Below are 17,362 nucleotides of genomic sequence, written 5' to 3' on the forward strand. Positions count from 1 at the left end.
GGGGTGAGTGGGGCATCCCCCCGAACTGCGGCGACTCTCACAGATGAGTTCGGACCGGTGCGCCGGTCACAGGGGTGACAACCCGTCACGAAGCTCCGGAGGCCCGCCATGTCCGTCCCGCCCGTCACCCACCGGTCCCTGTCCCCCGCCGCGCACCGCGCCCTGTGGGTGCTGCAGATCCTGCTCGGCCTGTTCTTCGCGCTCGCCTCGGCCGCCCCGAAACTGTGGGGCGACCCGTTCGCCGTCGCGATCTTCGACGGGATCGGGGTCGGCCAGTGGCTGCGTTACGTCGTCGGGTTGCTGGAACTTGCCGGTGGGATCGGCTTGCTGACCAGGCGGTTCTGCGGGCCCGCGGCCGTCGGGCTGGTGCTGCTGATGATCGGTGCCGCGCTCACGCAGGCCTTCGTGCTGCACGGCGGCGCGCTGGTGGTGACCCCGATCGTGCTGGGCGTGCTCGCCGCGGTGATCGCCTACGGGCGCCGGGAGACCCTCACCACCACGCGGTGACCTGCGTTTGTCCGGCCGGACCGGCGGGAACGCGACAGGTGAGACCGGCGCCGGGGACCCGGCGCCGCCCCACCACTCGTGCAGGAGGACATCCGATGGCGGATCGCCACGTGAAGCCCGTCGACGACGGCTGGGCCGTCGAGAAGGAGAACGCCCAGCGCCCCAGTGCCAGGGCGACCACCCGGGCGGAGGCGATCAACCGGGCAGTGGAGATCATCGCCAATGACGGCGGCGGTAACCTCGTCGTCTACGGCACCGACGGTTCGGTCCGGGAGCGCCGGGCCGTGGAGGCCGGCTCCGACGAGCCGGCCGGCACGGCGGTGAAGGCCACCACCTCCGCGACCGGCAACGCGGCCAGGGACACCGCGGCCGGCGCCGCCCGCACGGTCGGCGCGGCTGCCGACGAGGTGCGCACGGACACCGCGGAGACCGCCCGGAAGGTCACCGACGAGGTCACGGCGTCGGCCGAACGCTCGGCGGGCACCGCGCGAAGCGTCGCCGACCGGGGTGCGGACTCCGCGGTGCGCACCGCCGACCGGGCCGCCCGGATCGGTGCGCGCGCCGAGGACGACCTCGACGACGCCGGCGCCCGGTTCGCCCGCAGGCTCCGGGAGGACGGCGAGCGCGCCGCCACCCGGATCGACGAGCTGGCCGCGCGCGTCTCGCGGCCGTTGAACCCGGTCCGGTTCGGCAGCCGGGTCGCCGCCGGCGCGGTCGCGACGGCGTTCGGCGTGACCGGCGCGGTCACGGCCGGCGCGGGGCGGCTGTTCCGGCGCGGCACCCGCACCACGACCGGCCGCTGACCGCGGCCGGCGCGCCCTTCAGGCGGCCACGCCCGGCCCACCGGCAGGTGGGCACGTCCCGGCGCGTTGTCACGCGGGCCGGAGCACGTAGTCGCCGGTCTCGTCGCTCCACTCCATGTCGATCAGCTCCCGGGCCCGGGCCGCCTTCGCGAACGACAGGAAGCTGCCGAAGCCGTAGCGCTTCTCCGAGAAGTCCGGGACCCGCTTGCGCAGCTGGTCCTTCAGCCCGGAGAGCTGCGGCGGGCCGCCGGCCGCCGTCAGGTCCCGCACCACCTCGACCAGCAGCGCGAACGCGTCGTGGTCGGCGGCCGGGTCCTCCGGGATCCCGATCTCCGGGTCGCCCTGCGCGTTGCCCGCGGTCAGTGTGACCTTCCGCTGGCCCTCGAGGTGACGCAGCAGCTCGCCGAACCCGCGGAAGCCGTGGTCGGCCTCGTCGAACGTGGGGTCCTTGCGCAGGATCGCCCGCTTGAGCCGGGACGCCAGCACCGGGCCGTCGGCGTGCCGGAGCAGGCCGGTCAGCGTGCTCACCACGAGCCCGTCCACGTCGCGTTCCTCGGCCCCGGTGGTGGCGGTCTCCTCCGCGGTCTCCGCCGCGTCGCGGAACGTCACGTCGAACGGGGCGGGCGCCTCGACCGGCTCCGGCTCCGGAACGGCGACCGCCGCCACGGGCACCTCGGGGGACGCCGGCGGGCGGGTTCCCCGGCGGCGCCGCGGCGGGGCCGGCGCCTGGGTCGGCTCGACCCCGGGGAGCCGGTCGTAGAACAGGAACTCGTCGCAGGCCGGCGGCAGCAGCGCCGACGTCGACGACTGCACCCCGATCCCGATCACCCGCTTGTCCAGCTCGCGCAGCTTGTGCATGAGCGGGGTGAAGTCCGAGTCGCCGGTGGCGATGGCGAACGTCGTCACGAACCCGCGCTCGTAGGCGAGCTCGATGGCGTCGACGGCGAGCTTGATGTCGGCGGCGTTCTTGCGCGAGCCGCCGATCCGCTGCGGGATCTCGATCAGCTCCACCTGGGCGCGGGCCATCAGGCGCCGGTCCTCGTCGAACGCCGACCAGTCGGCGTACGCGCGGCGGACCACCACCCGGCCCCGCTCGGCGAGGGCGTCGGAGACCGGGCCGAAGTCGAACGGGACGACCCCGAGCCCGTCCCGGGCCCCGATCGCGAGGTTCTCGTAGTCGAGCAGCAGGGCGATGCGTTCGTCCTCATGGGCCACTGCGGCAGGGTATGCCCCGCCCGAATGGAGTGCTCACGAGGTCTGTCCGGCGGGCCCGGTCCGGAGGACACTGGGAGATTCCGACGAGGGGAGGACCACATGACCGCCGCACCGGAGACCACCGGCCTGCCCCGTACCGAGACGGTCCGCCACGCCGTCGACTCAGCGCTGCTGGCGCCGTCGGTGCACAACTGCCAGCCGTGGCGCTGGCGGATCAGCACCGACCGGGTGGAGCTGTACGCCGACCCGGACCGCAGGCTGCCCTTCACCGATCCCGACCGGCGCGACCACCTTGTCAGCTGCGGCACCGCGCTCACCACCCTGCACGTCGCGCTGGCCGCGGCCGGCGTCGGTCACGAGATCATCCGGTTCCCGAGCGACGACACCCACCACCTGGCGACGGTCCGGTTCACCGGGCAGCCACCGGGCGACACCGACCGGGCCGACGCGATCCTCGCCCCGGCGATCCGCCGCCGGCGCACCGACCGGCGCGCGTTCCCGGACGGTGGGCTCCCCGAGCGCACCCGCGACGCGCTCGCCGCCCGCGCGGCGCGGTACGGCGTCGCGCTCACGGTCGTCCCCGAGTCCGCCCACGACCACCTCGTCGAGCTGGAACAGGAGGCGGCCCGGGAGATGCGGCAGCGCCCGGGCTACGCGGCCGAGCAGATGCTGTGGACCCACCGCTACGCGGGTTCCCGCGACGGCGTGCACGCCGAGACGGTCCCCGGTTTCGGACCGCGCGAGCCGGAGCTCGGCGTCCGGTTCCCCGCCGGGTCGATGCCGGTGACGGCACTCGAGGCCGACCGGGCGACCGTCGTCGTCCTCACCACCCCGGCCGACGACGACCCGGCCCACCTGGCCGCCGGGGAGGCGGCCGGTGCGGTGCTGCTCGCCGCGACCCGGGCCGGGCTCGGGACCTGCCCGCTGTCCCGGATCCTGGAGGCCCCGGTGACCCGGAAGGCGCTGACCGCCCGGCTCCTGCACGTCTCCGACCACCCGCAGCTGCTGATCCGGATCGGGCACCCGCCGGACGACCGCGAGCTGCCGGCCACGCCGCGCCGACGGCTCCACGACGTGCTGGTGCACGGGAGCTGATCCGGCGGGAGGGCACTAGCCTCGGTCGCGGACCAGGACGACCGGCGGCCGGAGGCGATCGTGACGATCTCGGTGTTCCTGCTCGACGACCACGAGATCGTGCGCCGCGGGCTGGCCCAGCTGCTCGAGCTCGAGGACGACATCACCGTGGCCGGTGAGGCCACCACGGCCGCGGAGGCGGCGGCCCGGCTGCCGGCGCTGCGCCCGGACGTGGCGATCCTCGACGTCCGGCTGCCCGACGGCGACGGCGTGACCGTCTGCCGGGACGTCCGGTCCTCGACCACCCCGCCGCCGGCCTGCCTGATGCTGACCTCCTACGCCGACGACGAGGCCCTGTTCGGCGCGATCATGGCCGGCGCGTCCGGGTACCTGCTCAAGCAGGTCGCCGGGGTGGACCTCGTGGGCGCGATCCGGACGGTCGCCGCCGGCGGTTCGCTGCTCGACCCGAAGGCGACCGCCGCCGTGCGGGAACGGATGCGCCGGCGCGGCCCGGAGCCCGACCCGCGCTACGACTCCCTGAGCCCGCAGGAGCAGCGGATCCTGGAGCTGGTCGCGGACGGCCTGACCAACCGCCAGATCGGCGCCCAGCTGCACCTGGCCGAGAAGACGGTCAAGAACTACGTGTCGTCGATGCTGCACAAGCTCGGCTACGCGCGCCGCACCGAGGCCGCGGTGTACGCCGTCGAGCGCCGCCGCCGGGACTGACCGGGCGGCCGCGGGTCAGCCCAGCGGCACCGTCCACACCAGGCGGGTACCGCCGCCGGGTGGGGTGTCCGCGGTGAACGTCCCGCCCAGCTCCGCGGCCCGCTCCGCCAGGTTGCGCAGCCCGCTGCGCCGTCCGGCGGTACCGAGCCCGCTGCCGTCGTCGACGATGTCGACGCGGAGCTCGCGGTCCGCCGCGACCGTCACGGCCAGGGTCGCCGCCCGGGCGTGCCGGACGGCGTTGGTGGCACCCTCCCGGACCACGGCCAGCACGTGGGTCGCGACGGCGGCCGGGACGAGCGTGTCCACCGCACCCACGGTGTGCACGGAGGTCGCGAGCCCGGACTCGGCGGCGACGTCGGCGACCGCGTCGAGCAGCCCGCGGCGCAGGCCACCGGCCGCCTTGTCGGCGGTGTGCAGGTCGAACACGGCCGTGCGGATCTCGCGGACCGTGCGGTCCAGCTCGTCGACGGCCTGGGCGACCCGGTCCCGCACCTCGCCGTCACCGGTGCGGCGCAGCGTGCCCTGCAGGTTCAGTCCCACCGCGAACAGCCGCTGGATCACGTGGTCGTGCAGGTCGCGGGCGATCCGGTCGCGGTCGGCGAGCACCGCCAGCTGCTGCTGGGCCCGCTGCTTCTCGCCGAGCTCCAGTGCCAGCGCGGCCTGGTCGGCGAACGAGACGAGCAACGGCAACTCGGACGGCCGGAACGGCGGGCCGGCCGGGTCGCGCTGGGCGATCAGCACCCCGATCACCCGCTCCACCGCGCGCATCGGCACGGCGACGACCGGGCCACCGGCCTCCCCGGCGGCGGAACCGCCGAGGAAGGCGTGCGAGCTGTCCGCCAGGACCGGCTGGCGGCCCTCGACGACGTCGCGCAGCGCCGTCCCGCCGAGCCCGCCGTGCGGCCACGCCCGGCCCGCGACCGCACCCTCCCGGAAGCCGCCGTCGCCGTCCGGGCCGAGGGCGATCAGCGTGCCGCTGGCCCGGCACAGCTCCAGGCAACGGCGCGCGACGAGGGCGAGCGTGTCCGGCTCGCCGGTGCCGGCCAGCACCTCGCCGCGGATCTCCGCGGACGCCTCCAGCCACTGCTGGCGCAGCAGACCCTGCTCGAACAGGTCGGCGTTCTGTACCGCGATCCCGGCCGCGGCGGCCAGCGCCTGCAGGATGAGCTCGTCGTCCGCGGTGAACCCGGCGGGCCCGCCCTCCGGGCCGATCTTCTCGGTCAGGTAGATGTTGCCGTAGACCGCGTCGCGCACCCGGATCGGGACGCCGAGGAAGCTGCGCATCGGCGGGTGGTTCGGCGGGAAGCCGGCCGATGCCGGGTGCGTCGAGAGGTCGGCCAGCCGCAGCGGCCGCGGGTCCTCGACCAGCTCCCCGAGCAGGCCCTTGCCCTCCGGTGGACGGCCGAGCGCCGCGCGGGTCTCGTCGTCGAGTCCGATGTCGATGAACCGGCTGATCGAGCCGTCCGGGGCGAGCACGCCGAGCGCGCCGTAGCGGGCCTCCACCAGGTCCACCGCGGACTCCACGATCCGGGTCAGGGTGGCGTCGAGCTCCAGCCCGGCGGCGACGACCAGCACCGCGTCGAGCAGCTTCTGCATCCGCCGCCGGGTTCCGGCGATCTCGCCGAGCCGCTCCTGCACCTCGCCGATCAGCTGGTCGAGGCGCAATCCGGACAGCAGGCGGGCCAGCTCGCCCGGCTCGTTCCCGTCCATCGTGCACCACCTTCCACGGCGAACCTGGCAGCACACCGGCACCCGGGCAACCGTTCACGCCGGTAACCCGTGCGCAGCCACGGACCACGCCCGCCGCGGGACCTTCGCACCTGACCGGCCGGGCGCCGCCGGGCGACCATCGTCGCCGTGGCGCGGTGTGCACGCCACGTCAGGCGACGGAGAGGGCCGGCATGGACGCCACCGGTCGCACGGAGCGGTTCGGCGGCGCGCTCGGCCTCGACGCCCGGGCGACCGCCGGCCTGCTCGTGCTCGCCACGCGGGCGCCGTCGCTGCACAACAGCCAGCCGTGGCGGTTCCGGCTGTGCCCGGACCGGATCGAGCTGCGAGCCGACGCCTGCCGGCGGCTACCGGTCGCCGACCCGACCGGCCGGGAGCAGCGGATCGGCTGCGGTGCCGCGCTGTACACGCTGCGGCTGGCGCTGGTCGGCGCCGGGATCCGGCCGATCGTCACGCGGGTCCCGGACGCCCGCGATCCCGACCTGGTCGCCGTCGTCCGGCGCGGTGGCACGGTCCGGGCGAGTGCAGAACAGCAGCGGCTGCTCGACGCGGTACCCCGCCGGCGCACCCACCGGCGGCCGTTCCGGGAGACCCCGGTGCCCGGTACGGCACGGTCCGCGCTGTGCCGCGCCGCGTTCGAGGAGGGGGCGTGGCTCCAGCTGGTCACCGAACCGGCCGAGCTGGTGCAGCTCGGCACGCTCGCCCGGGAGGCGCACACCCGGCAGGCTCGCGACCCGGCGTTCGCCGCCGAGGTGGCCGCGTGGACCGGGGACGCCGGGGTTCGCGACGACGGCGTCCCCGCGTCCGCCGGTGGACCGCGCCCGGCCCCGGTCCGGCCCGGCCGCGCGCCCGGGAACGGCCCGCTGATCGGGGTGCTGAGCGTGCACGTCGACGGGCCGCGGGAGGACCTGCGCGCCGGGGAGGCCCTGCAACGGGTGCTGCTGACCGCGACCGCCGAGGGGCTGGCCGCATCCTTCCTGTCCCCCCTGGTCGAGGTCCCCGACGTCCGCGACCGCGTCCGCCGGCTGCTCGGCGGGACCCGGCCGCCGCAGGTGGTGCTCCGGCTGGGCCACGGTGCGGCGGGGCCGGCGACCCCGCGCCGCGCCCCGGTCGTCGAGCCGGGCTGATCGGGTCAGGGCGTCCCGAAGCCCGCGGCGGTGAGGACCTGCCGGCCCTCGGCGCCGGTCACGAAGCCCACCCACTCGCGGGCCAGATCGGGCTCCTCCGCGTTCTTCAGCACGGTGATCGGGTACTGGTTCACCGCCTGCGCCGCCTCCGGGACGTCGACGCCCTGGGCCTGCCCGCGCGCGGCGGCCACGTCGGTCCGGTAGACCAGCCCGGCGTCGGCGTTGCCGGTGGTGACCTTCTGCAGCACCGCCTTGACGTCCTGTTCCTCGGACACCGGCACGATGTCGACGCCGGCGGCCCGCTCGACCGTCGCGGTCGCCGCCCCGCACGGCACCTGCGGGGCGCACACCACGGTGCGCAGGCCGGGCCGGGTCAGGTCCCGCAGCGACGCGACCGCCTGCGGGTTCCGCGGCGCGACGGCGATCTGCAGCGTGTTCGTCGCGAAGACCTCGGGCCGGCCCTGCTGGTTGCCGGCGTCGGTCACCTTGGTCATGTTGGTGGCGTCCGCCGAGGCGAAGACGTCCGCCGGGGCGCCCTGGTTGATCTGCTGGGCCAGCGTCGAGGACCCGGCGAAGTTGAGCGTGACGTCGGTACCCGGGTGGGCCGCCTCGAACCGCCGCTCGAGCTCGCCGAAGGCACCGGTCAGCGAGGCGGCGGCGAACACCGTCAGCGTCCGGCCCTGCTCCTGGCCGCCGCCCGGTCCGCCGCAGCCGGCCAGGACGGCCACGACGGCCAGCGCGGCCACGGCGGCGGTGACGGATCGGGTGAGGTTCTGCACGAGCGCGCTCCTGGTCGTCGATGATCCTGAACTGCGGAACGTTCGGGATCATACGTACGCAGAAGCGGATCCGGGAAGATCGACCGGATCAGGCCCGGGACTCCGTCATCCGGCTCCCGGACAGCTGGGTCACGACGGCCAGCCCGATCATCACCGCGAGCACGACCAACCCGATCACGATCGCCGGGATCGCGTGCCCGAGCAGCAGCGCCCCCGCCCCGGCCACGACCAGCACCGCGGCGGCGACGTAGCGGCTCCGGTCGACCGAGCCGGTGCGGCCCTGCAGGTAGAGCTTGTTGCCGACGACGTAGAGCAGCGGCCCGCCGACCGAGGTCAGCACCAGCGACGGCGTGTTCTCCGGGTGGGTCAGGTGCAGCTCGATCGCGACCGCGAACAGCACCGCACCCCCGACCATCAGCCCGTGCGCGTAGGCGAACGCCGCCCGGGCCGCGCGGGTGCTGTCGTCGCCCTCGCTCGCGGCGGTCCCGTGGCCGGCCAGCGCGAAGTACGACCACCACAGCGCGACCAGCCCCACGAAACCGAGCACGGTGATCAGCACCGCGTACGGGGTGATCGCCGGCATCCCGGACAGCGTGAAGCCCGTGATCAGGATGGACTCACCGAGCGCGATGATGAACACCAGCCGGTTGCGCTCGGCGAGGTGCTCGACGGTCACCGGCCAGTCCTCCATCGGGGCCGAGCCGAGTCCGGGGACGCGGAAGTCGAACCGCGGCCCGGCGATGTCGACCGCCACCGCGACCGCCCACATCACCAGCCGGACCCCCGGCGGGAGGAACGCCCCCACCAGGAACAGCACGCCGGCGGCCGCGCTCCAGACCAGCAGGTTGCGGTAGTTGCGGGCGAGCACGTGCCCCCGCATCGTGATCCACATGAACAGGGGCCTGCCGATCTGGGCGGCCGCGAAGCAGCCGGCGAACAGCAGGCCACCCCCGGCGAAGGCGGACGGCAGGGCCAGCGCCATCCCGAGCGAGGCGAGCATGAGGAACGCGTTGAGGACCCGGACCGCGAGCCGGCCCGGGTCGAGGTAGTTCATCGCCCAGGCCGAGTAGTTCCACAGCCACCACACGGCCGCGAAGAGCAGCGCCGTCTCCACGGCGCCGAGCGGCGTGAGGTGGTGCAGCAGGGTGTGCGAGACCTGGACGATCGCGAAGACGTAGACGAGATCGAAGAACAGCTCGATCGGCGCGACCTCGTCGTCGCCCTCGCGGCGCAGCAACTGCGGACGGCTCCCCGGCATGATGATCCGCTTCCTTCCCGTGTCGGCGTCGCCGAACGGTAGTGCGGCGCGCAACCATGTCGCCGTGACGACCCCACGGTTCGGCCTGCGCACCATGCACCCCCGCGACCCGGAGGAGCCGCACCGCACTGCCAGCCCGCTGGAGCTGTTCTTCGACCTGGTGTTCGTCGTCGCCGTCGCGCTGGCGTCGGCGAACCTGCACCACGCCGAGTCCGAGGGCCACATCGGCGAGGGGCTCGGCGGCTACCTGATGGTGTTCTTCGCGATCTGGTGGGCCTGGATGAACTTCACCTGGTTCGCCAGCGCGTTCGACGTCGACGACTGGCTCTACCGGGTCCTCACGCTGCTGCAGATGGCCGGTGCGCTCGTCCTGGCCGCCGGGACGCCCGCCGCGATGACCGACGGGCGGTTCGGCGTCGTCGTGGTCGGCTACGTGGTGATGCGCCTGGCCATGGTCACCCAGTGGCTGCGGGCGGCACGCTCGCACCCCGAGCTGCGCCGGACCGCGCTGATCTACGCCGGCGGCATCACGGTCATGCAGGTCCTCTGGGTGCTGTGGACGCTCTGGTCCCCAAGCGGTGCGCTCGGACCGGTGACGTTCGTGCTGCTCGCGCTCGGCGAGCTGGCGGTCCCGGCCCTCGCCGAGCGCGCCCGGACCACCCCGTGGCACCCGCACCACATTGCCGAGCGGTACGGCCTGTTCACCCTGATCCTGCTCGGCGAGTCGATCCTGGCCTCGACCAACGCCGTCGTCGACGCGATCTCCTCGGCCGAGCACCTCGCCCCGCTGCTGGAGCTGTCCGCGTGCGGGCTCGTGCTGGCCGCCGGCATGTGGTGGGTCTACTTCTGCCGCCAGCACCACCACCACGTCCGGTTCCTGTCCAGCGCGCTGGGCTTCGGCTACGGGCACTACCTGATCTTCGCAGCGGCCGGCGCGTTCTCGGCCGGGATCGAGGTCGCGGTGGACGTCGACACCCGCGCGACCGGGCTCGGCGCGGCAGCCGCGGGGGCGACCCTGACCGTCCCCGTGGCGATCTTCGTGCTGGGCATCTGGGCGCTGGCGCTGCGGGCGACCCTGCCGGCCGGCCGCAGCACGGCCGTCGCCGGGCTGGCGGTGCTGATCGGGCTGTCGGCGCTGGCACCGTGGACACCGGTGGTCGCAGCGGTGCTCATGGTGGCGCTCGTCGTGACGATCGAGTCGGCACCGGAGCGGAACACACCGGCCACCTGAGGGGTTGGAGCGGTCATGTCGGACAACGCGGAGCCGGTCGTCACCCACGACCCGGCGCACGGCCGGTACGAGATCGCCCTCGACGGCGCCCGGGTCGGGCTCGCGGCCTACGTGGACGCCGCCGACCAGCGGATCTTCTACCACACCGAGATCGACGACGCGTACGGCGGACGGGGCCTCGCCGGCACGTTGGTGCGGGCCGCCCTGACCGCCACCCGGGACGAGGGCAGGCGGATCGTCCCGGTGTGCCCCTACGTGAAGAAGTGGGTCGGCTCGCACGACGACGTCGCCGACGCCGTGGATCCGGTGACGCCCGAGGCGCTCGCCGCCGTCCGGGAGGTCGTGCGATGAGCAACGTCGAGGCCGCGCCCGAGGAGGTCGTCTGCGGCGGTGACGCCCCCGCCGTCGAGCTGGTGGAGCCGCGCGACGTCCCGCTGGGCGGCCCGCGCGCGATGACCGTGCGCCGGACCCTGCCGCGGCGGGCCCGCTCGCTGATCGGCGCCTGGTGCTTCCTCGACCACTACGGTCCGGACCGGGTCGCCGGCACCGGCGGCATGGCCGTCCCCGGGCACCCGCACACCGGTCTGCAGACGGTGTCGTGGCTGTTCGAGGGCGAGATCGAGCACCGCGACACGACCGGCGCGCACGCGCTCGTCCGGCCCGGCGAGCTGAACCTCATGACCGCGGGCCGCGGCATCGCGCACTCCGAGTTCTCCACGCCGGACACCGACGTGCTGCACGGGGCACAGCTGTGGCTGGCGCTGCCGTCGGCGCACCGTCAGACCGAGCCGGCGTTCGAGCACCACGTGCCGCCGCAGGCGGAGGTCGACGGCAGCACCCTGCGGGTGTTCCTCGGCTCCCTGGCCGGCGAGCGGTCGCCGGTGCCGACGTACTCGCCGCTGGTGGGTGCCGAGATCGTGCTGCCCGGATCGGGCCGGCTGCCGCTCGCGATCACGGAGGGTTTCGAGCACGGGATCCTCGTCGACACCGGCGCGGTCACCGTGCACGGGACGGTCGCGCACCCCGGCGAGCTCCTGTACCTGCCGCCGGGCCGGTCCGGGCTGGAGCTCCGCGCGGGCGGCGACGGCGCCCGCGTGCTGCTGCTCGGCGGTGAGCCGCTGGGCGAGCGCATCGTCATGTGGTGGAACTTCATCGGCAGCTCGCACGAGGAGATCGCGGGCTACCGCGAGCAGTGGCAGGACGAGCGCGCCGGCGGTGGGACGGCCGGGGGCCGGTTCGGGGCGTTCCCCACCGCGTGGGCGTCGACCCTGCCGGCCCCCGAGCTGCCGCGCGCCCGTCTCACCCCGCGCGAGTAGGCGCTTCTCACCGGCCGGACCGGAAGTGGCGGTGGGCACGCTGGGTGATTTATCCTCGTGACACAGGTCACAGTGGTTCACCGCCGACGCCGCCGGTGCATCCCACGGAGCAGCCGGAGGTGCCATGTCGAGTGGTGAGCACGCCCCCGTCACGCGGGGTGTTCCCGCAGCCGATGCCGAGCACCTGCGGTACGCGCTGCGCCACGTCCTCGCCGGGCTGGCACTCCCCGCACAGCGCTGGCAGATCCTGACCCACGCCGCGGACTGGGGCGCGCCGGCATCGCTGCGGGCCCGCCTCGCGGCCCTGCCCGAGGGCACCTACCGGACCCACGAGGCGATCCTCACGATGCTCACCGGGCGTACCCGGCCCCCGGCCTGACCGGCCCCGGGCGGTTCAGCGGGCGCGGCGGTCCACCAGCCGCTGCAGCTTCCCGACCGACCGCTCCAGGGTGTCCGGGTCGACCACCTCGCAGGACACCGTGACCCCGACCGTCTCCTTCACGGCCCGCACCAGCTCGGCCGCGGCCGGCGCCCGCCGCTCCGCGGGCGTGTCGGGCCGGGCCTCGACCCGCACCCCGAGCACGTCCATCCGGCCCTCGGTCGCCAGCACCAGCTGGAAGTGCGGGGCGAGCCCGGGGGTGCGCAGCACGATCTCCTCGATCTGGGTCGGGAAGACGTTCACGCCCCGCAGGATGATCATGTCGTCGGAGCGGCCGGTGATCTTGGCCATCCGCCGCATCTGGGGCCGCGCGGTGCCCGGCCGCAGCGTCGTCAGGTCCCGGGTGCGGTACCGGATGATCGGCAGCGCCTCCTTGGTCAGGCTGGTGAACAGCAACTCGCCCTCCTCGCCGTCCGGGAGCGGGGTGCCGTCGACCGGGTCGACGACCTCGGGCAGGAAGTGGTCCTCCCAGATGTGCAGGCCGTCCTTGGTCTCCACGCACTCCTGGGAGACGCCGGGCCCCATCACCTCGGAGAGGCCGTAGATGTCCACGGCGTGCATGTTCGTGCGTTCCTCGATCTCGGCCCGCATCTGCTCGGTCCACGGCTCGGCGCCGAAGATTCCCACCTGCAGCGACGTCGCCCGCGGGTCGACGCCCTGGCGCTCGAACTCGTCGAGCAGGGTGAGCATGTAGCTCGGGGTCAGCATGATGACCTCGGGCTCGAAATCGCCGATCAGCTGGACCTGGCGCGGGGTCATGCCGCCGGAGACCGGGATCGCCGTCGCGCCCAGCTTCTCGACGCCGTAGTGCGCGCCGAGGCCGCCGGTGAACAGTCCGTACCCGTAGGCGACGTGCACCCGGTGCCCGGGACGGCCGCCCGCCGCCCGGATCGAGCGCGCCACCAGCGACGCCCACCGGTCGATGTCGCCGGCCGTGTACCCGACGACGGTGGGCTTCCCGGTCGTGCCGGACGACGCGTGGATCCGCGCGACCCGCTCCCGCGGCACGGCGAACATGCCGAACGGGTAGGTCTCGCGCAGGTCGGCCTTGGTGGTCGTCGGGAACTTCGCGATGTCGGCCAGCTCGCGGCAGTCGTCCGGGTGCACGCCCTGCGCGTCGAACTTCGCCCGGTAGTGCGGGACGTTCTCGTAGGCGTGCCGCAGCGTCCACTGCAGACGTTCCAGCTGGAGCGCGCGCAGCTCGTCGACCGACATCCGCTCGGCCGGGTCCAGGAGCTCGGGCGGGGGCGCCTCCCCCAGCCGGGAGCTCGCCGAGATCGTCACTGCCGGGCCTCCTTCTTCGCGACCAGGGTGAGGACGTCGTAGCGGGCGACGGACTCGCCGTCCTGCCGCGTGACGTCGGCGTCCCAGCGGACCTCGCCGTAGCCGGCGGACTCGCGCGGGGTGATCTGCTTGCAGGTCAGGGTCACGGTGAGCTCGTCGTCGAACCGGACCGGGGTGAGGAACCGCAGCCCGTCGACGCCGAAGTTGGCCAGCACCGGCCCCGGGTCCGGGTCGACGAACAGGCCCGCGGCCAGCGAGACGACCAGGTAGCCGTGGGCGACGCGCTGCCCGAACAGCGGGTTGGCCGCGGCCGCCTCCTCGTCCATGTGCGCGTAGAACGTGTCGCCGGTGAACTCGGCGAAGTGCTCGACGTCCTCCCGGGTCACCCGGCGCGGGCCGGCGACCAGGCAGTCGCCGGGCCGGAGCTCCTCGAGGTGCTTGCGGAACGGGTGCACATCGGACTCACGGCGCCCGGCGCCGGTGACCCACCGGCCGGTGATCGCGGCCAGCGAGTCCGGGTCGCCCTGCACGGCGGTGCGCTGCATGTGGTGGAACACGCCGCGGACACCGCCCATCTCCTCGCCGCCGCCGGCCCGGCCGGGCCCGCCGTGGACCAGCTGCGGCAGCGGCGAGCCGTGCCCGGTGGACTCCTTCGCGTCCCGGGCGTTGAGCACGTGCACCCGGCCGTGGAACGGCGCGACGCCCAGCACCACCTCGCGCACGAACTCCGGGTCCGCGCTCACCACCGAGCCGACCAGCGAGCCCTGCCCGCGGGCCGCGTGGTCGACCAGCTGCGCGGTGGAGTCGTAGGGCAGCACCGTCGAGACCGGGCCGAACGCCTCGACCTCGTGCGGCTCTGCCCGGTCCGGGTCGCCGACCAGCAGCAGCGGGGAGACGAACGCGCCCCGGTCGGCGTCGGCACCGGCCACCTCGACGCGGTCGGGGTCACCGAACACGATGCGGCCGGCGTCGCGCAGGGCCTTCACGCTGCGCCGGACCTCCTCGCGCTGGTCGAGGCTCGCCAGCGCACCCATCCGGACCCCCTCGGCGTCCGGGGCGCCGACGACGACCTTCGCCAGGCGCTCGGACACCGCCTCGACGACGGCGTCGACCTGCTGCCGGGGCACGAACGCGCGCCGGACGGCGGTGCACTTCTGGCCGGCCTTGACCGTCATCTCGGTGGTCAGCGCCTTGACGAACAGGGCGAACTCCTCGGTGCCCGGCGTCGCGTCGGGGCCGAGCGCGGCCAGGTTCAGCGAGTCGGCCTCGGCGGAGAACCGCACCGCGTTGCGCACGATCGCCGGATGGCTGCGCAGCGTCTGCGCGGTCGCCGCCGACCCGGTGAACGACACCAGGTCCTGGCCGGTGAGGTGCTCGAACGTCTCGCCGAGCGAGCCGGCGACGAACTGCACCGCGCCGTCCGGGAGCAGGCCGGAGCCGACGATCAGCTCGACCAGCTCCGCGGTGAGGAACGCGGTCGGCGACGCCGGCTTGATCAGGCTCGGGACGCCGGCGAGCAGCGCGGGCGCCAGCTTCTCCAGCGGCCCCCACACCGGGAAGTTGAACGCGTTGACCTGCACCGCGACGCCGTGCAGCGGGGTGAGGAGGTGCTGGCCGACGAACGTGCCGCCCTTGCCCAGCGGTTCGACGGCGCCCTCGACGAAGAAGGCTTCGTTGGGCAGCTCGCGCTTGGCCTTCGAGGCGTAGGCGAGCAGCACGCCGATACCGCCGTCGATGTCGAACTTCGAGTCGGCGAGCGTGGCGCCGGTGCGCTTCGAGACGGCGTAGAGCTGCTCGCGGTGCTCGCGCAGGTGCTGGCCGAGCGCCTTGAGCAGGGCGGCGCGCTGGTGGAAGGTGAGCTCGCGCAGGGCGGGGCCACCGGTGCGGCGGCCGTACTCGAGCGCGCCGGGGAGGTCGAGACCCTCGGCCGAGATCCGGGCGACCTCCTCCCCGGTCACCGCGTCGTACAGCGGACGCCCGTCCCCGGTCCCGGTCTGCCAGGAACCCGAGAGGTGGCTGCGGAGCAGGGTCATCGGCGACGCCTCCGGAACTTCGTCTCTACGTTGAACCGACCGTTCGTTCGGCTGAGCACGCTAGCACCCTCGCGGGGTGTTGGGGACCCCTCCGGCCCGACTCGGTGCACGGTCGTGACTCGCCCGGCCGTCGTGACTCGTGCGTCGTCGTGCGGGACCGATCGTTCGGTCGGCCGCTAGGGTGGCCGGATGGCCGACACGTCCGACCCCGCCGTTCTCGTCACCCACGACGACACCGACCCGGCCGTCGCCGTGGTCACCCTGAACCGTCCGGCGAAGTACAACGCGCTCACCGAGGAGCTCAAGGAGGCGCTGCTCACCGCCGTCGCCGGGGTGGCGGGCGACGAGAACGTCCGCGCCGTCGTCCTCACCGGTGCCGGGAAGGCGTTCTGCGTCGGGCAGGACCTCGGCGAGCACGCGGCCGCGCTCGAGAAGGACGCCGTGTCGTCGTTCGACACCGTCCGCGACCACTACAACCCGCTCGTCCTGGCGCTGACCGGCACGCCGAAGCCGGTGATCGCCGCGATCAACGGGCCGTGCGTCGGCGCCGGGCTGGGTCTCGCCCTCGCGGCCGACCTGCGGGTGGCGGCGGAAGGACTGAAGTTCACGACCGCATTCACCGCGATCGGGCTCACCGCCGACACCGGGCTGTCGGCGAGCCTGCCGCACGCCGTCGGCGTCTCGCGGGCGACCGAGCTGCTCCTGCTCGGCGAGCAGTTCACCGCCGACGACGCCCGCAACTGGGGCATCGTGCGTGACGTCGTCCCGGCCGACCAGGTGCTCGACACCGCGCTGGATCTGGCCCGGCGGCTCGCCACGGGCCCGACCCGCGCCTACGCCGAGGTGAAGAGCGCGATCCGCTACGGCGCCGTGAACGAGCTCCCCGCCGTCCTCGAGCACGAGGCCGACGCCCAGGCCCGGCTGGCGACCACGGCCGACCACCAGAACGCGGTGGCCGACTTCCTCGCCAAGCGGACCCCGACGTTCGAGGGACGATGATCCCGTGAGCCAGGCACCGGTGAAGCGCGCCCGCCGGCCCAGCGGCGGGCGCGACCAGCTGCTCGAGATCGCGGTCGGCGAGTTCATCACCCGCGGCTACGACGCGACGTCGATGGAGGACCTCTCCCGCGCGGCCGGGATCACCAAGTCGTCGTTCTACCACCACTTCGCCGGCAAGGAGGCGCTGCTGCGCGCGGCACTCGAGCGCGCGGTGGACGGCCTGTTCGGTGTCCTCGCCCTGCCCGCCGCGCGGGAGGGCAGCCCGGCCGGGCGGATCCGGGTCATCCTCGCCGAGCAGGTCCGGGTGCTCATGGCCGAGCTGCCGTACGTGACCCTGCTGCTGCGGGTCCGCGGCAACACCGAGACCGAACGGTGGGCGCTCGAGCAGCGGCGCGCCTTCGACGCGGCGATCCGGGACCTCGTGCGCGAGGCGGTCGACGCCGGCGAGGTCCGCTCCGACGTCGACCCGGCCCTCGCCGCGCGGCTGCTGTCGGGCGTCGTGAACTCGATCGTCGAGTGGTACCGCCCGGGGCGGCCCGGCACCGAGACCCTGCCCGATGACGTCGTGCGGGCCGCCTTCCACGGGATCGTCCCGGCCACCTGAGCGCGCGCGGCGTCCCGGGTTCCCGGTCGACCCGCACGTCGCTGCCGTTCGCAGGGCGCCCTCGGACCTCGAGCCTTCCGGGCGCCGACGCGCTGCCCGTGGGACGAGCACGCACTTGCCCCGGCGCGGGCGAAAGCGCGCAGCCCACCGGCCGACACCTGCTCGACTCGCACGCAATCGCCCTGGCGCGGACGAGGACGCGCAGCTCAGCGACCGACGCCTCCCCGACTCGCACGAAA

Annotated in this window: 17 protein-coding genes; 11 read left to right on the forward strand and 6 right to left on the reverse strand. The window is 74.4% G+C overall.

What is annotated here, in order from left to right:
* Positions 1–108 precede the first annotated feature (108 nt).
* Positions 109–507: a DoxX family protein gene (locus H7X46_RS19800; RefSeq protein ID WP_186360817.1), complete on the forward strand. Its 399-nt coding sequence runs from the start codon at positions 109–111 to the stop codon at positions 505–507.
* 95 nt (positions 508–602) lie between these two features.
* The gene (locus H7X46_RS19805; RefSeq protein ID WP_186360818.1) at positions 603–1,310 is read left to right on the forward strand and encodes a DUF2188 domain-containing protein; all 708 of its coding nucleotides are present in this window, start codon (positions 603–605) and stop codon (positions 1,308–1,310) included.
* Positions 1,311–1,379: 69 nt separating this feature from the next.
* Here H7X46_RS19805 and H7X46_RS19810 read toward each other — a convergent pair whose 3' ends face one another.
* The gene (locus H7X46_RS19810; protein ID WP_186360819.1) at positions 1,380–2,525 is read right to left on the reverse strand and encodes a PIN domain-containing protein; all 1,146 of its coding nucleotides are present in this window, start codon (positions 2,523–2,525) and stop codon (positions 1,380–1,382) included.
* A 99-nt stretch (positions 2,526–2,624) separates the two neighbouring features.
* On the opposite strand from H7X46_RS19810, the gene H7X46_RS19815 reads away from it, so the two are divergent.
* A complete protein-coding gene (locus tag H7X46_RS19815; RefSeq protein WP_186360820.1) occupies positions 2,625–3,620 on the forward strand; it encodes a nitroreductase family protein in 996 nt (331 codons plus the stop codon).
* Positions 3,621–3,680: 60 nt separating this feature from the next.
* Positions 3,681–4,325, forward strand: a complete 645-nt coding sequence (locus H7X46_RS19820) for a response regulator transcription factor (protein ID WP_186360821.1) — start codon at positions 3,681–3,683, stop codon at positions 4,323–4,325.
* Positions 4,326–4,340: 15 nt separating this feature from the next.
* Here H7X46_RS19820 and H7X46_RS19825 read toward each other — a convergent pair whose 3' ends face one another.
* On the reverse strand, positions 4,341–6,035 hold the full coding sequence (locus tag H7X46_RS19825; protein ID WP_186360822.1) for a GAF domain-containing protein: 1,695 nt from the start codon (positions 6,033–6,035) through the stop codon (positions 4,341–4,343).
* Positions 6,036–6,226: 191 nt separating this feature from the next.
* Here H7X46_RS19825 and H7X46_RS19830 point away from each other — a divergent pair, with 191 nt between their 5' ends.
* Positions 6,227–7,180: a nitroreductase gene (locus H7X46_RS19830; RefSeq protein WP_186360823.1), complete on the forward strand. Its 954-nt coding sequence runs from the start codon at positions 6,227–6,229 to the stop codon at positions 7,178–7,180.
* A gap of 5 nt (positions 7,181–7,185) precedes the next feature.
* Here H7X46_RS19830 and modA read toward each other — a convergent pair whose 3' ends face one another.
* Both modA and H7X46_RS19840 read right to left on the reverse strand, forming a co-directional pair.
* Positions 7,186–7,959 carry a molybdate ABC transporter substrate-binding protein gene (modA, locus tag H7X46_RS19835; RefSeq protein ID WP_370588868.1) on the reverse strand — a complete coding sequence of 258 codons (774 nt, stop codon included), beginning with the start codon at positions 7,957–7,959 and terminating at the stop codon, positions 7,186–7,188.
* Positions 7,960–8,047: 88 nt separating this feature from the next.
* The gene (locus H7X46_RS19840; protein WP_222131367.1) at positions 8,048–9,217 is read right to left on the reverse strand and encodes a low temperature requirement protein A; all 1,170 of its coding nucleotides are present in this window, start codon (positions 9,215–9,217) and stop codon (positions 8,048–8,050) included.
* Positions 9,218–9,281: 64 nt separating this feature from the next.
* Between H7X46_RS19840 and H7X46_RS19845 the strand changes: the two genes are divergently transcribed.
* The 4 genes from H7X46_RS19845 (at position 9,282) to H7X46_RS19860 (ending at position 12,143) form a co-directional block, all read left to right on the forward strand.
* Positions 9,282–10,448, forward strand: coding sequence for a low temperature requirement protein A (locus H7X46_RS19845; protein WP_370588869.1), 1,167 nt, complete (start codon positions 9,282–9,284; stop codon positions 10,446–10,448).
* Positions 10,449–10,463: 15 nt separating this feature from the next.
* The gene (locus H7X46_RS19850; RefSeq protein WP_186360824.1) at positions 10,464–10,799 is read left to right on the forward strand and encodes a GNAT family N-acetyltransferase; all 336 of its coding nucleotides are present in this window, start codon (positions 10,464–10,466) and stop codon (positions 10,797–10,799) included.
* Positions 10,796–11,764, forward strand: coding sequence for a pirin family protein (locus H7X46_RS19855; RefSeq protein WP_186360825.1), 969 nt, complete (start codon positions 10,796–10,798; stop codon positions 11,762–11,764). The genes H7X46_RS19850 and H7X46_RS19855 overlap by 4 nt, the downstream gene beginning before the upstream one ends.
* 124 nt (positions 11,765–11,888) lie before the next feature.
* Positions 11,889–12,143, forward strand: a complete 255-nt coding sequence (locus tag H7X46_RS19860; protein WP_186360826.1) for a DUF2795 domain-containing protein — start codon at positions 11,889–11,891, stop codon at positions 12,141–12,143.
* Positions 12,144–12,158: 15 nt separating this feature from the next.
* Here the strand turns inward: H7X46_RS19860 and paaK are convergent, their stop codons facing one another.
* Both paaK and paaZ read right to left on the reverse strand, forming a co-directional pair.
* Positions 12,159–13,418 carry a phenylacetate--CoA ligase PaaK gene (paaK, locus tag H7X46_RS19865; protein WP_255426722.1) on the reverse strand — a complete coding sequence of 420 codons (1,260 nt, stop codon included), beginning with the start codon at positions 13,416–13,418 and terminating at the stop codon, positions 12,159–12,161.
* Between the two features lie 65 nt (positions 13,419–13,483).
* Positions 13,484–15,520, reverse strand: a complete 2,037-nt coding sequence (paaZ, locus tag H7X46_RS19870) for a phenylacetic acid degradation bifunctional protein PaaZ (protein WP_186360828.1) — start codon at positions 15,518–15,520, stop codon at positions 13,484–13,486.
* A gap of 189 nt (positions 15,521–15,709) precedes the next feature.
* Between paaZ and H7X46_RS19875 the strand changes: the two genes are divergently transcribed.
* Entirely contained in the window at positions 15,710–16,519 is an 810-nt protein-coding gene (locus tag H7X46_RS19875) for an enoyl-CoA hydratase/isomerase family protein (RefSeq protein ID WP_186360829.1), read from the forward strand.
* 4 nt (positions 16,520–16,523) lie between these two features.
* Positions 16,524–17,123: a TetR/AcrR family transcriptional regulator gene (locus tag H7X46_RS19880; RefSeq protein ID WP_370588870.1), complete on the forward strand. Its 600-nt coding sequence runs from the start codon at positions 16,524–16,526 to the stop codon at positions 17,121–17,123.
* Positions 17,124–17,362 lie beyond the last annotated feature (239 nt).

The organism is Pseudonocardia sp. C8, from assembly GCF_014267175.1.
Taxonomy (GTDB): domain Bacteria; phylum Actinomycetota; class Actinomycetes; order Mycobacteriales; family Pseudonocardiaceae; genus Pseudonocardia.

Coding starts and splice junctions, on each gene's coding strand:
- H7X46_RS19800 (WP_186360817.1), top strand. CDS start 109: ATGTCCGTCCCGCCCGTCACCCACCGGTCCCTGTCCCCCGCCGCGCAC.
- H7X46_RS19805 (WP_186360818.1), top strand. CDS start 603: ATGGCGGATCGCCACGTGAAGCCCGTCGACGACGGCTGGGCCGTCGAG.
- H7X46_RS19815 (WP_186360820.1), top strand. CDS start 2,625: ATGACCGCCGCACCGGAGACCACCGGCCTGCCCCGTACCGAGACGGTC.
- H7X46_RS19825 (WP_186360822.1), bottom strand. CDS start 6,035: ATGGACGGGAACGAGCCGGGCGAGCTGGCCCGCCTGCTGTCCGGATTG.
- H7X46_RS19830 (WP_186360823.1), top strand. CDS start 6,227: ATGGACGCCACCGGTCGCACGGAGCGGTTCGGCGGCGCGCTCGGCCTC.
- H7X46_RS19840 (WP_222131367.1), bottom strand. CDS start 9,217: ATGCCGGGGAGCCGTCCGCAGTTGCTGCGCCGCGAGGGCGACGACGAG.
- H7X46_RS19850 (WP_186360824.1), top strand. CDS start 10,464: ATGTCGGACAACGCGGAGCCGGTCGTCACCCACGACCCGGCGCACGGC.
- H7X46_RS19855 (WP_186360825.1), top strand. CDS start 10,796: ATGAGCAACGTCGAGGCCGCGCCCGAGGAGGTCGTCTGCGGCGGTGAC.
- H7X46_RS19860 (WP_186360826.1), top strand. CDS start 11,889: ATGTCGAGTGGTGAGCACGCCCCCGTCACGCGGGGTGTTCCCGCAGCC.
- paaK (WP_255426722.1), bottom strand. CDS start 13,418: ATGTCGGTCGACGAGCTGCGCGCGCTCCAGCTGGAACGTCTGCAGTGG.
- paaZ (WP_186360828.1), bottom strand. CDS start 15,520: ATGACCCTGCTCCGCAGCCACCTCTCGGGTTCCTGGCAGACCGGGACC.
- H7X46_RS19875 (WP_186360829.1), top strand. CDS start 15,710: ATGGCCGACACGTCCGACCCCGCCGTTCTCGTCACCCACGACGACACC.